Origin of the sequence: Cyanobium sp. Cruz CV13-4-11 (assembly GCF_024346055.1) — a bacterium.
In the GTDB taxonomy this organism is placed as follows: Bacteria; Cyanobacteriota; Cyanobacteriia; order PCC-6307; family Cyanobiaceae; genus Cyanobium.
Genome location: NZ_JAGQCH010000012.1, coordinates 1 through 12,566, shown reverse-complemented (window position 1 = coordinate 12,566; position 12,566 = coordinate 1). Strand labels below are relative to the sequence as shown.

The 12,566-nt window shown below is 71.1% G+C and carries 12 protein-coding genes and 2 pseudogenes; 5 read left to right on the top strand and 9 right to left on the bottom strand.

Annotated elements, in window-relative coordinates:
- Positions 1–2: 2 nt before the first annotated feature.
- Both KBZ12_RS10250 and KBZ12_RS10245 read right to left on the bottom strand, forming a co-directional pair.
- Entirely contained in the window at positions 3–668 is a 666-nt protein-coding gene (locus KBZ12_RS10250; protein ID WP_254957850.1) for an SDR family oxidoreductase, read from the bottom strand.
- A 37-nt stretch (positions 669–705) separates the two neighbouring features.
- A complete protein-coding gene (locus KBZ12_RS10245) occupies positions 706–1,614 on the bottom strand; it encodes a cation diffusion facilitator family transporter (protein WP_254957849.1) in 909 nt (302 codons plus the stop codon).
- A 226-nt stretch (positions 1,615–1,840) separates the two neighbouring features.
- Here KBZ12_RS10245 and KBZ12_RS10240 point away from each other — a divergent pair, with 226 nt between their 5' ends.
- Both KBZ12_RS10240 and KBZ12_RS10235 read left to right on the top strand, forming a co-directional pair.
- Positions 1,841–2,611, top strand: coding sequence for an ATP-binding cassette domain-containing protein (locus KBZ12_RS10240; RefSeq protein ID WP_254957848.1), 771 nt, complete (start codon positions 1,841–1,843; stop codon positions 2,609–2,611).
- The gene (locus tag KBZ12_RS10235) at positions 2,608–4,152 is read left to right on the top strand and encodes a phosphonate ABC transporter (protein ID WP_254957847.1); all 1,545 of its coding nucleotides are present in this window, start codon (positions 2,608–2,610) and stop codon (positions 4,150–4,152) included. Before KBZ12_RS10240 ends, KBZ12_RS10235 begins: the two co-directional genes overlap by 4 nt.
- A gap of 22 nt (positions 4,153–4,174) precedes the next feature.
- On the opposite strand, the gene KBZ12_RS10230 is transcribed toward KBZ12_RS10235, so the two are convergent.
- Complete coding sequence (locus KBZ12_RS10230) at positions 4,175–4,666, bottom strand: nucleoside deaminase (RefSeq protein ID WP_254957845.1); 492 nt, start codon at positions 4,664–4,666, stop codon at positions 4,175–4,177.
- Here KBZ12_RS10230 and KBZ12_RS18665 point away from each other — a divergent pair.
- A pseudogene (locus KBZ12_RS18665) lies at positions 4,643–4,933 on the top strand (DUF6970 domain-containing protein); the annotation flags it as partial. The gene KBZ12_RS10230 and the pseudogene KBZ12_RS18665 overlap by 24 nt on opposite strands.
- 113 nt (positions 4,934–5,046) lie before the next feature.
- On the opposite strand, the gene KBZ12_RS10225 reads toward KBZ12_RS18665, so the two are convergent.
- Together KBZ12_RS10225 and moaB are read right to left on the bottom strand one after the other, a co-directional pair.
- Entirely contained in the window at positions 5,047–6,801 is a 1,755-nt protein-coding gene (locus KBZ12_RS10225; protein WP_254957844.1) for a mechanosensitive ion channel family protein, read from the bottom strand.
- Positions 6,801–7,301, bottom strand: coding sequence for a molybdenum cofactor biosynthesis protein B (moaB, locus tag KBZ12_RS10220; protein WP_254957842.1), 501 nt, complete (start codon positions 7,299–7,301; stop codon positions 6,801–6,803). Before moaB ends, KBZ12_RS10225 begins: the two co-directional genes overlap by 1 nt.
- Positions 7,302–7,395: 94 nt before the next feature.
- Here moaB and KBZ12_RS10215 point away from each other — a divergent pair, with 94 nt between their 5' ends.
- On the top strand, positions 7,396–7,542 hold the full coding sequence (locus KBZ12_RS10215) for a hypothetical protein (protein WP_254957840.1): 147 nt from the start codon (positions 7,396–7,398) through the stop codon (positions 7,540–7,542).
- On the opposite strand, the gene KBZ12_RS10210 is transcribed toward KBZ12_RS10215, so the two are convergent.
- The 3 genes from KBZ12_RS10210 to KBZ12_RS10200 are packed head-to-tail and all read right to left on the bottom strand — an operon-like array spanning position 7,507 to position 10,985.
- On the bottom strand, positions 7,507–8,118 hold the full coding sequence (locus KBZ12_RS10210) for a methyltransferase dimerization domain-containing protein (protein WP_254957839.1): 612 nt from the start codon (positions 8,116–8,118) through the stop codon (positions 7,507–7,509). The genes KBZ12_RS10215 and KBZ12_RS10210 overlap by 36 nt on opposite strands.
- A 25-nt stretch (positions 8,119–8,143) precedes the next feature.
- Positions 8,144–9,670, bottom strand: coding sequence for a metallophosphoesterase (locus tag KBZ12_RS10205; RefSeq protein WP_254957838.1), 1,527 nt, complete (start codon positions 9,668–9,670; stop codon positions 8,144–8,146).
- 10 nt (positions 9,671–9,680) lie between these two features.
- Positions 9,681–10,985, bottom strand: a complete 1,305-nt coding sequence (locus KBZ12_RS10200) for a diacylglycerol kinase family protein (protein ID WP_254957837.1) — start codon at positions 10,983–10,985, stop codon at positions 9,681–9,683.
- 98 nt (positions 10,986–11,083) lie between these two features.
- On the opposite strand from KBZ12_RS10200, the gene KBZ12_RS10195 reads away from it, so the two are divergent.
- On the top strand, positions 11,084–11,389 hold the full coding sequence (locus KBZ12_RS10195; RefSeq protein ID WP_254957836.1) for a site-specific integrase: 306 nt from the start codon (positions 11,084–11,086) through the stop codon (positions 11,387–11,389).
- On the opposite strand, the pseudogene KBZ12_RS10190 reads toward KBZ12_RS10195, so the two are convergent.
- Positions 11,386–12,365, bottom strand: a pseudogene (locus KBZ12_RS10190) (IS1595 family transposase). The gene KBZ12_RS10195 and the pseudogene KBZ12_RS10190 overlap by 4 nt on opposite strands.
- Positions 12,366–12,566: the final 201 nt, after the last annotated feature.

The window sequence follows — 12,566 nt, the reverse complement described above, 5'->3', positions numbered from 1 at the left end:
CCCTACCAGGGCAGCTCCTGGCCATTGGCATGCCAGAAGCTGCCACTGGTCTCGAGGCTGAGGGCATCGATGCGCTCCAGCAGGCCGCGCACGGACTCCTCGGTGCTGATGCCCTGCGCGCTGAAGCCCGTCATGCGGGTGCGCACCATCCCCGGATGCAGCAGAGCCACGGCGATGCCCCGGGGCCGCAGGTCGATGGCCAGCGACTTGCCGGCCATGTTGAGCGCCACCTTCGACATCCGGTAGCCGTAGGCGCCGCCGGAGCCGTTGTCGTCGATCGAGCCCATGCGGCTGGTCATCAGGATCACCTTGGCGCCGGATGGCAGATGGCCCAGCAGGGCCTTTGTGAGCCGCAGGGGGGCAATGGCGTTCACCTCGAACTGGCGCCGCAGGCTTTCGAGGTCGAGGTTGTCCAGGCTGGTGCGCTCGAGCAGGCCGGCGTTGAGGATCAGGCCGTCGATGGCCAGGGAACCCAGCCGTGCCACCAGATCGGCAATGGCCGCATCGGAGGTGATGTCCACCCCCGCCTCGATCCGCACGCCAAGGGCTTCCAGTTCCGGTGACGGCGTGCGGCAGACCGCCACCACCGTCTCGCCCCTGGCCTGGAGCTGGCGGCAGTATTCGAGGCCGATGCCGCGGTTGGCGCCGGTGATCAGAACGGTGGCCATCGGGGACGCGCTTGCTGCTGGCTGGATCGTATGGGGCTCAGCCCTCCTCCCAGCGGAATCCCTGGTCATCCCAGGCCCTGGGATCCTCGATCGGCTCGAGGTGGGTCAGCACATCGCTGCGGGGCAGGGCGATGGCGATCTCCTGCTCCAGCTGCTCGCAGAGGTCATGGCCGTCCTGCACGGTCCATTGCCCCGGCACCAGCACGTGGAAGGCCACGAAGCGGCGGGATCCGGCCACCCGGGTGCGCAGGGCGTGGAAGCGGATGCCCTCGGTTTCATGGGAGGCCAGCAGCGCCTCCAGCCGGTCCTGCTCGTCGCTGGGAAGGGAGCGGTCGAGCAGGCCGGAGACGGTTTCCCGCAGCAGATTCCAGCCGGTGAGGGTGATGTTGAGCGCCACTGCGATGGCGATCAGCGGGTCGAGGATCGTCAGGCCGGTGAGCTTCACCAGGCCGATGCCCACCAGCACCCCGCAGGAGGTCCAGACGTCGGTGAACAGGTGGTGGGCGTCGGCCCGCAGGGTGATGGAGTGGAAGTGGCGGGAGGCCCGCAGCAGCACCCAGGCCACCAGGCCGTTGAGCGCCGTGGCCACCAGGGACAGGGCCATGCCCAATCCCAGTTGTTCCAGGGGCTCGGGAGCCTGCAGGCGGCCCACAGCCGAATAGATGATCGCCAGGGCGGCCAGCACGATCAGCACACTCTCCAGACCGCTGGAGAAGTACTCGGCCTTGAAGTGGCCGTAGTGGTGGGTGCGGTCGGCCGGCTTGGCAGCGAGGCTGAGGGCCCAGAAGGCCCCCAGGGCCGCCGCCAGGTTCACCCCGGATTCCATGGCATCCGAGAGCAGGCCCACCGAGCCGGTGAGTCGCCAGGCCGCTGTCTTGAGCACGATGGTGGCCACCGCCGCCGCCACCGAGAGAAGGATGTAGGAGCGGGGGGAGGCGAAGGCCATGGGGGACGACCGGGTGGCAGGGGGAGGACGCCGCCCGCCATGCTCGCCCAGCCAGGTCACGGCGCCGCGGTCCGTCCCGTGCTGGGGCAGCGTTCGCTGACCAGCAGCAGGAGCGCGCCGGTGCGGATCGGGTGATTCTGCTGGAACTCCCCGTGGGCTGAGGGGCCATGGGGCGGTGGCCTGACGACTGGCAATCTGGATCGAGCCTGAGCTGTTGTTGTCTTTGATGGCCGCCGGTCCCCCCACCGCCGTGCTCGCGCTGCGGGGCATTCGCGTCAGCGGCCGCGACCGGCCGCGGCTGGAGGACGTCGACCTGAGCCTGGCCCCCGGCGAGCGGGTGGCGTTGCTGGGGGCCAGCGGCGCCGGCAAGAGCACCCTGCTGGCGGTGGCCAATGGACTGCTGGCGCCGGTGGCGGGCACGGTGCTGTGGGAGGGGCAGGCCCCCGCCCGCTCCCGCCGCGGCCGGCGGCGCCAGCAGGCCCGCATCGGCACCCTCTGGCAGGACCTGCGCCTGATTGAGGAGCTGACCGTGCAGCAGAACCTCAACGCCGCCCGCCTGGCCCGCTGGGGCTGGCCCCGGGCCCTGCTCAACCTGCTGCTGCCGCTGGATACCGAGGCCTGCGCGGCGGCCCTGCGGGCGATGGATCTGGATCCGGCCCTGCTGGAGCAACCGGTCACGGCCCTCTCCGGCGGCCAGCGCCAGCGGGTGGCCATGGCCCGGCTGCTGCGCCAGGAGCCCACCCTGCTCCTGGCCGATGAACCGCTGGCCAGCCTCGATCCGCGCCTGGCCGGCGAGCTGCTGGCCCTGCTGCTGGCCCAGGCGGTGGCCCCCCGGGCGCTGTTGCTGAGCCTGCACCGCCCCGACCTGCTGGACGGCTTCGATCGGGCCGTCGGCCTCAAGGACGGACGGGTGCTGTTCGACGGGCCGGTGGCGCAGGTGAACGCCGCCCTGCTGGCGGACCTCTATGGGGGCACCCCACCAGGCGAGACACCTTGAAACCGGCGGCGCCGTTGCTGCTGCTGCTGCCGGCCCTGGTGCTGGTGCCCCTGGCCGTCCTGCTGCCGCCGCTGGTGCACGGGGGCGGCTGGGAGTTGATCGGCAGCTTCGCGCTGGCGGCGGTGACGCCCTCGCTGGATCCGGTGGTACTCGCGTCGCTGCTGCGGGGGGTGGCGGTGACGGCCGGCATGGCCCTGCTGGGCTGGGCCGGCAGCCTGGTGCTGGGCCTGCTGCTGGGGGCGGCCAGCTCCCGCACCGTGTGGCGCACCCTGACCGGCAGCACCCTGCCGGCGGAGCTGATCCGCCGGCTGCTGGCCCTCCCCCGGGCGATCCATGAGCTGATCTGGGGCCTGCTGCTGCTCCAGCTGGTGGGGCTGCAGCCGGCGGTGGCGGTGCTGGCGATTGCCCTGCCCTTCGGCGCCCTGGTGGCGCGGGTGCTGAGCGATCTGCTCGATGCCCTGCCCACCGCCGGACTGGAGGCCCTGCGGGCGGCGGGAGCCCCGGCGCCGGCCGCCCTGCTCACGGCCATGGGGCCGGCCCTGCTGCCGGGGGTGCTCAGCTACGGCGGCTACCGGCTGGAGTGCGCCCTGCGCAGCGCCACCCTGCTGGGGGTGTTCGGCCTCGGGGGCCTGGGCACCGACCTCAAGCTCAGCCTCCAGTCGCTGGAATTCCATGAACTCTGGAGCGGCCTGTGGCTGCTGCTGGCGGTGATGCTGGCCCTGGAGGGGGGCATCAGCCTGCTGCGCCGGCGCTGGCTGGTGCCCGGTCGTTTCGTGCTGGCCCGGCGGGGGGTGGGGGAGCGCAGCCGGGAGATGCTGCTGACCCTGGCCGCCCTGCTGCCCCTCTGCGTCCTGGTGGGCCGCGGCCTGGGGGTGGATCCAGCGGCCCTGCTCCAGTGGCAGCCCCTGCCGGGCCTGGGCGGCGGCGACTGGGCCGCCACCGCGGCCCTGCCCTGGCCGCGGCTGGTGGGCGGCACCCTGCTGCTCACCGCCCTGGCGGCCAGCCTGGCGGTGGGGCTGGCGCCGTTGCTGCTGGTGGTGGTGGCGCCGGTGGGCTGGGCCCGGCAGGGGTTGCGGCTGCTGTGGGCCCTGGGCCGGCTGTGGCCGCCGCCCCTCACGGCCCTGCTGCTGCTGTTCGTGCTGGAGCCGGGGGTGATCACCGCCGCCCTGGCCCTGGGCTTTCACAACCTGGGAGTGCTGGGCCGGCTGCTGCTGGAGAGTGCCGACGTCGCCGATCCGGCCGCCGAGGAGGCCCTGGCCTGCGGCGGCAGTGGGCCTCGGCTGGCCCTGCTGTACGGCCGCTTCAGCGCCCTGGCCCGGCCCTACCTGGCCTACGGCGCCTACCGGGCCGATGTGATCCTGCGGGAATCGGTGGTGGTGGGTCTGGTGGGGGCGACCGGGCTGGGCAGCCAGCTGCTGGAGAGCCTCAGCTCCTTCGCCTGGGACCAGCTGCTGGCGTTGGTGGCGGTGTACGCCCTGCTCACCCTGGTCGGCGAGGACCTCAGCGACCGGGCCCGGCACCGCTGGTTGCGGGCGGCCTGAGGGCCCGTGGCGGGGCCGCCCCTCAGTAGCGAACCCGGTCGGGCTTGGCCTGGTACTCCTTCCAGACCTCCACCGCCTCCTCCCTCAGGATCTGGTGCAGACGGATCGAGCGTTTCTCCTTGGGCAGGGCCAGCTGCTCGTAGATCGGGCGGTCATCGAAATCCCCGTAGGCCAGGGCGTCCTCCACCGTGGCGGCGTAGTACACCGCCTCGATGCCCGCCCAGTAGCAGGTGGCCATGCACATCGGGCAGGGCTCGGCGGAGGTGTAGAGGATGCAGCCGGGCAGCTTGAAGCTCTGCAGGGTGATGCAGGCCAGCCGGATCGCCTCCATCTCGCCGTGCCAGGTGGGATCGTGGCTGGCCACGACACGGTTCATCCCCTGGGAGATGACCACGCCATCCCTGACGATCACGGCCCCGAAGGCCCCGCCGGTGCCGTACTCCAGGGCCGCTTTCCGGGACAGGTCGATGGCCTGGCGGATGAAGGTTTCGTGGTCCGGCGTCGCTGCAGCCATGAACCTCCCTGCGCACGATCCACCGTACCCGCGCCGGCCGTGGCAGCCTCCCTTACGAGATCACCCCCCGCAGCCCCGCCGCCGTCGACGCTTCCCGCCCCGCCCTGGCTGCAGCGCCTGATCGGCCAGCTGCGGGCCCAGCCGCCGGGCAACTCACCCCTGACGGTGTGGCGTGATCGCTACCGGGGCCAGGTGGTGTACGACCTGCCGCCCCAGTGCTGCGACCAGATGAGCACGCTCTTCGATGCCGGGGGCACCGTGATCGGTGCCCCGGAGGGGGACTCACCGGCCGCGGGGACGGCCGGGTGGGCGATTTCCATGAGCTGCGCCAGGAGGGCCTGCTGCTGTGGCGCGATCCGCGGTGATCGGGCCCACCCTGATCAGCCCCGCCCGACCAGCTCCAGGCCATCGGCCAGGGGGATCCCCTCCCGCTGGAAGCGGGCCACCAGGCGCCCCTGCAGCTCCCGGGCGCAGGCCCACTGCTCGCCGGTCACCGTGGTGAGCAGGACGCTGACGGTGATGCCCAGCGGGCCGGTGGCGCTGACGCCCCGCAACAGGGGTGGCGCGAGCAGGCGGGGGCCCCAGGTGGGGTCGGCGTGGAACAGGGCCAGCTCCTCGGCCACCACCGCCAGGGCCTGGCCGATGGCGGCGCAGCGGTGGGAGATCAGCAGTTTCACCTCCTCGCCGGAGCGCAGCTTGGTGTGGTTGACCACCCGGTCGAAGGCGCTGTTCTGGACCACCGCCACCCGGTGGTCGAGGCAGTGCAGCTGGGTGCTCAGCACACCGACATCCACCACGTCCCCTTCGAGGCCATCGATTTCCACCCAGTCGCCGATGGCGTAGCGGTCTTCGATCAGCACGGCGAGGCCGGCGACGAAGTCCCGCAGCAGCCCCTGGAACACCAGGGCCAGGCCGCCCAGCAGGGCGCCGCCGGCCAGCAGCAGGGAGGAGGAGGCGGCCCGGATGCCGGGAATGTCGATCAGGATCCAGCCGGCCGCCACCAGGATGCAGGCCAGGTCGATCAGCCGGTGGCTCACCCGCAGCAGGCTGCGGTGCCGCTGCTCCCGGCGGGCCTGCTCCTCCACCGGCACCCTGGCGCCGTCGGCCCACTGGTGCAGCAGGAAGGTGGCCAGGGAGCGCGCCAGCAGGGCGGCCAGCTCCACCATCAGCACCTTGAGCAGGGAATGAACCGGCTGGAGCAGCAACTGCAGCCCCAGGGGCACCTTGCTCGGGACGGCCATCACCCCCAGGGCCAGGATGACCATCAGCTGCAGCAGCACCAGCAGCAGCAGCACCAGCCCGAAGACCTGGTGGAGCTGCAGGCGTTGCCCCAGGGCCCGATCCGGGGTGGGGCTGCGGCGGCTGATGAGCCCGGCGCAGCGCACCCGGTTCCAGCGCCACAGCCAGAGGGTGGCGGCGGTGAGCAGGGCCAGCGCCAGCTGCACCGTGAGGGTGAACTGCCAGCGGCGGCGCAGATCGGCCGGCTGCATCACTTTGCGGGCATGGCGCAGACGGCTCTGCAGCCGCTGCTGCCAGCGTTCCCCCAGGGCCATCGCGCTGACGCCGTTGAGGCTGGCATCGGCCCGGGTGACCGTGAGCAGGGGCAGGGGTTCGGAGCGTTCTGGCACCTTCGCCTCCAGCACCACATCGCCACCTGGCAGCTGCCGGCGTTCCACCACCAGTCGCCCGGGGGCGCTGCCGCTCACCCCCTGCAGCGGCGACGGCTCGCAGGCCCCCCCGCTCCCCCCCAGCACCCGGATCAGGACCCACTCGGCGATCTGTTCGCTCTCGCTGCAGAGCTGCTCGGGGTCGTAGAGCAGGCGCAGGTTGCCTTCGATCACCGCGGCGCGGCGCCGGGCGTCGGGAGCATTGTCCTGATGGCCCACCACCGGAGAGGCCACGGTGATGGCGGGGACGCCGAGGATCCTCACCTTGGCCAACTCGAAACTGCCGGCGGCCACCACGCCACCGGGGTCGGCCGGGCCGGTCCCGGGCCCACGGCCCCCGCTGCCATCGGCCGTGGTGGCGGCAATCGCCCCAGCCGGCGGCAGCCACCAGAGGCCGATGGTGAGCAGCAGGGCGAGGGCCCCCAGCCACCAGGGGCGGGTCCGCCGCCGCAGGACACAGGGCCGCATCAGCTTTCCGTGAGCCGCGGCAGCAGCTGCACCAGGTTGCAGGGGCGGGTGGTGGCATCGAGCTGGGCGCGGATCAGCCGGTCCCAGGCGGTGGACACCGCATCGAGGGAGCCGGGCAGCACGAACACCACCGTGCCGTTGGCCACCCCGGCCAGGGCGCGGCTCTGCAGCGTGCTGGTGCCGATCGTCTCGAAGGAGAGCACCCGGAACAGCTCACCGAAGCCCTCGATCGTCTTGTCGAACAGGGGCGCGACGGCCTCGGGGGTGCCGTCGCGGCCGGTGAGGCCGGTGCCGCCGCAGCTGATCACCACCTGCACAGCGGGGTCGGCGATCCAGCGGCTGAGCTCGGCGCGGATGCGGTAGCGGTCGTCGGGCACCAGGGTGCGTTCCAGCAGCCGGTGGCCGGCCGCCTCCAGCCGCTGCTGCAGGGCGTCGCCCGAGGCGTCGTCAGCGAGGCTGCGGCTGTCGGAGACCGTGAGCAGGGCGATGGAAAGGCTCACGGATCCTGGGGCTGGGCAGGCCCCGACGCTAGGGCGTGGAGCGCCTCAGGCAAACGGCCTGTCGAGGAACGCAGGCCAAGCGGAGAGCCCGGAGATGCGCTGGAAACGGCTGGGGCGGGGGCTGCTGTTCGGCCTGGCGGGCTTCCTGCTCAGCACCGGCCTCAGCCATGTGCTGGTGCTGCAGCTCTACACCCGCCACGACCGCTCAGGCCGCCACCGCTTCCACCACCGCCACCGGTGACGGAGTCGGGTGGATCCCCGCCAGCCGCAGGCCGGTGCGCTCCAGCAGTTCGGCGTAGGCCGCGGGGGTGCGTTCCCGGCCGCCCTCGGTCTCGACGCGTGAGAAGTCGGTCATGGCGCCGTCGAAGATGGCGCCGCGCTCGGGGTTGTGGCCGTACCAGTCAAAGACGGGTTCGCCGTAGTGGTGGCGGAAGGCGCTCTGGCCGCTGCGGACGCTGTGGAGCAGGTCGGCCCAGGCGTCGTAGTGCTCGCCGCCGAGCATGCGCACGAACTGGCGCAGGGAGCCGGGGTGGTCGCTGCGCAGCAGTTCGGCCAGGGGAGTCAGCACGAAGCCTCGTGGCTGGCCCTCGCTCTCGGCGAACACGCCCAGGCTGGCCAGGCCCCGCAGCAGCCGGAACAGGGACTCGCCGTCGGCGCCGCAGCGGCCGGCCAGTTCCTCGGCCGTCAGGCCTTCGGGGCCGGCGGCGGCCAGATGGTCGGCGATCGCCAGTTCGGCGGCCACGTTGAGCATCTGGGTCACCCAGTTGCCGCAGGCGAGCTGCAGGAGGTGGCCAGAGAGATCCGCGCTGGGGTCCATGGGGGTCGGGCAGGCGCCAGCCGTTCTAAAGCGTGATGCCGGCCCCGCGGTAGGGCCGCCATTCCCCTTGGGCCTTCTCCGCCACCAGCGGTACGAGCGTGAGTTTCAGGGGGGTGCCGGCCGCCACCTCCACCCGCAGGGCGGAGTAGGCGCGGCGCAGGGCGGAGCCCCGGCCGCTGCGGCCGAGGAAGAGGCGGGAGCGGGCCACGACCCGCTCGGCACCGGCTGGACCCTCCAGCAGCTCGGGCCCCTCCGGCCGCTGGCGGCGCAGGCTGTAGCCGCTGCCGCCGCAGATCGCCCAGGGAATGCATGCGTCGCCGTGGCCGGTGTCACCGGTGTCGAGCAGCTCCAGGCAGTGGGCATGGCCGCTGAAGGCCAGATCGAGCAGGGGCCGGCCGGCCGGCAGATCGCCGAGGGCGGCCGCCACCCGGTCCAGCACGCGGCGCAGCTGGGCGCGCACCGCCAGGGTCTGGCCCTGATCCCATTTGCTGACCTCGGTGACGTAGGGGGGATGATGCAGCACCAGCAGCCGGCCCCGCACGGCCGGGTTGTGCCAGGAGGCGATCAGGGCGTCGGCGAACCAGTCGAGCTGGGTCTCATCCACGGCCATGGGCCCGCCGCTCAGCTGCTTTTCGATGTCGCGGATCTGCTCGTCGAGCTGCTCGGCCTTGGTGGCCCGATCGTCACGGGCGTCCTCGTCGCCGCTGAGGGGGCCGAGGGACAGGAGCATGGCGGCGCGCTCGGCGTCGAGCCGTTGACGACGCTCGCGCAACTCCCTGTCGTCGCTGCCGGCTGGCAGGGGTTGGTTGAAGGTGTTGGAGTCGAGGGCGAACACATCGACGCCGGCCCAGCGGAAGGTGTAGTGGCGGTGGGGCAGGCGGGTGAAGCGGCCGGGTCGGTAGAGCAGGCAGCGGGCCCCGTCGACCGTGGCGGTGCGGGTGCTCTCAAGGTGCTCGCCCAGGTCGGCCTCCGGCACGGCGCCAATCCCATCAAGGAAGGCGCGGGCCCAGGCCTGACCCACGTAGGAGCCGTGCCAGCCCACATCCAGATCCAGCCAGGCCCGCAGCAGGCGCCTTGGTGGCGCGGTCAGGCCGGCCAGCAGCCCCAGCGGCAGCGGCAGGTCGTAGTAGTCGTGGTTGCCGAGCACCGGCAGGAACGGCACCCGGAAGACGAGGCGGTCGTAGCGCAGCCGGCGCCAGTCCTCGCCGCCCACGAGCCACTCCCGGTAGGGACGGATGAAGTTGTCCGGGTACTGCTCACTGGAGCCCACCTGGTAGACGACATCACCGGTGTGGAGCAGGAAGCGGGCGTCTGTGCCATGGGCGAGCAGCTGCTCGGCCACCCGTCGCTGGGGGGTGTCGCGGCGATGCAGCCCGGTGCCGCTGTCCCCCAGCACGAGGAAGGAGAAGGCCTCGGGCGACTCCGGATCCCCCTCGATGGCCAGGCGGCAGGGATCGATGCCGTGGCGGGCGAAGGCGGGATGGCCCCAGCGCACCCGGTCGGCCATGCGGCGGATCTTGGTGGCGACGCCCGCCTCGGAGGCGAGGTTCATGGGGGCCAGTTCACGGTGGCGGCAGGGGGGCGAACACGGTGAGGGCGCCGGGCAGGCAGGTGAAGGTGACCGGATCGGCCTCGAGCATTTCGCCGTCGATCACCAGCCGCTGGGGCGGGTCGGTGGTGATGGTGATGTGGCTGGCCCGCAGACACAGCAGATCGGGGTGGTTGGCGGGCGACTGCACCACGGCGGAGGTGAGCAGGGAGGCGAGGGCATTGAGGCCCTGCAGGCGGGTGCTGGGTGAGGCGATCGTGACCTCGAGGAGGCCGTCGTCGGGAATCACCCGCCCGAAGCCCTGGGCCAGCACGGAGGTGGCGGGGGCCACGTTGGCCACGGTGATGGCGGCGGCCTGCACCTCTGTGATGGTGCCGTCGATCTCGACCCGGGCCCGGAACGGCTGCTGGGAGGCCAGCTGCTGGGCGCCGGCGAGCACGTAGGCGAGCGGGCCGAGCATGGTTTTCAGTTCGCGGGTGGCCCGATCCACCATCCCGGCCTCAAAGCCGACCCCGGCCAGCAGGGTCATCGGCACGTCGTTGCAGCGGGCGGCGTCCACCACGTGGGTGTGGCCAGCCAGGATCGTCTCGCAGGCGGCCACCAGGTCGGTGGGGATGTCGAGCGCCGCGGCAAAGGCATTGGCGGTGCCCCGGGGGATCACGCCGAGGGGAATGCCCGTGCCGGCCACCGCCCCCGCCACCGCCGAGACGGTGCCGTCGCCGCCGCAGGCCACGATCATCACGTTGCCCACCTCACCGGCCGGCCGGGCCTGCAGCAGCTCGACCAGTTCCCGGCACTGGTCGCCCGGATCGGTCCCGGCACTGGTGAGCAGCACCGTCACCAGGAGCTGGGGCTCGAGGATCGAGCGGATCAGGGCCAGATCGGCGTTGGCCTCCCCCTGGCCGGCGACGGGATTGAACAGCAGGTAGGACGAGCGGCCATGGGCCAGGCCGCGCAGGGCCAGCTCGGCGGTGGCGGCATTGAGGGCCAGGGGCACGGCGGCCAGATCGCAGGCGCGGATCAGCAGCCGGCTGTCGGGCGGCGCTCCCGCCGCTGCCTCTGGATCCAGGAAGGCGATCACCGCCGCCACCTCCCCGGCCAGCAGACGGGCGGCCACCTGGATGTCTCCCCCTGCCGCGAGTGCATCGAGCGCCATCACCGGCAGCTGGGCGGTGCGGGGGTCGCTGCGGAGCCGCTCGGCCAGCTCGGCGGTGGCGAGCAGCGGAAAACCAGCGACGGCCAGGGCCTGTCGGTCGAGCCAGTCGATCAGCGCCTCGCGGCGCGTCTCACTCGCCAGCAGCACCAGGGTGTGGGCCATCGACGCCAGGCTAGGGGGGAGTCGTCGCCGCTCCTCCCGGCCCTCTGACTGATGGTGGACTGGCCGGGGAACTCTGAAGCAGGCTCCGCCTTGTTCCCATGGCTCCGACTCCCGGCCCGAGGCTGATGGATCGTTACCGGGAGGAACTGATGGTGCGGCACTACGCGCGCCGCACCATCAGCACCTATGCCCAGTGGGTGAGACGCTTTCTGCGCTTTCACGGGATGAGGCATCCCAGGGAAATGGGCGAGCGGGAGATCAATGCCTTCCTGTCGCATCTGGCCACGGTGGGGAGGGTGACTGCCTCCACGCAGAACCAGGCGTTATCCGCCCTGCTCTTTCTCTACAGGCAGGTGCTCGGGGGAGACGTGGGCAACCCAGGGCTCATTAGAAGTCCTGATTAGGTAGCTAGCTCCGCACGCCTCAAGATGCGTTCCGGCCGAGCGTCGCAGCTGCAGATGGCATGAACCACTCGCTCAGTCATTGTTGCCAAGTTGTAGCGCCGGTTGAAGCGGTAATTGAAGGCACCCAGGTAGCGATCAGCGTACTTATCGAATTTCAGGGCATGGAAGGTGCCGCTGAAGCTCGTTTTCAAGTTGCCCAGCACCGTGTTGATCCAGCGGAATACCGGGAGTTCATTGGGATGGCGTCCTTTCACGACCACAGCTTGATGCAGGCAACCGACTTCTGTCACGGCGCGAAAGCAGGCCAGCCCATCTGAGATCACTTCACATCCTATGGCCAGTGAATCCTGTGCCCAGTCAGCGATGGCGGCAAAGGAGAACGTGGCCACGGTGGCAAGCTTCACGTAACGAGGGTGGCCCGCATCATCGAGAGAGATGGCCGCCACGATCGGTACCTTGTTCTCTGATCCACGACCAGGCTTTCCACCACAGCGTTCTCCGCCAAGGTAGGCATCATCCACCTGGACCTTTCCCCGCAGGACATAGGCCCCATCCCGCTCCTTCATCGCCTGCATGATCTTGTTGTGAACCAGCCATGCCGTGCGGTAGTTCACGCCCAGATGGCGCCGCAGAGCGAGTGAGGAGATGCCCGTCCACCGCTGCGCGGAAGCCTTGCGGCTAGGGCCTGGCCCACCAGGTAGAACGCGAGGAACCAGGTGGTCAGCGGCAACTTGGTCGCCTCCAGGATGGTGCCGGCCGTGAGGGTGGCCTGATGACGGCAGCTCCGGCATTGATAGCGCTTGTGGCGCCTGCCATGGATCAACCCGTATTCCTTGCACTCACAGCGGGGACAACGGAAACTTTCAGGCCAGCGCGCCTGCTCAAGGGCGGCCTCGCAATTCTCCTCGGTGCCGTAGAGCTGGATGAATTCGGGAAGCGACAGGCCTGCCTGAAACTGGATTCGATTCATGGCCATGGCGGGCACCTCTGGTACAGGCGTACCAGCTTAGGTGGGAAAGGCCTGCGGACGGAGCTTGCTACCTAATCAGGTTAGAAGTTACCCAGAAGCCTGTGGCTGAGCAAGTTCTCGCCAATCCAGCAATGCCAGTAGACCCCTGATGTCATGGGCCAGTGCGGCCAGGCCTTCGGTGATCGACCAGAACCCATCGAGCCGCAG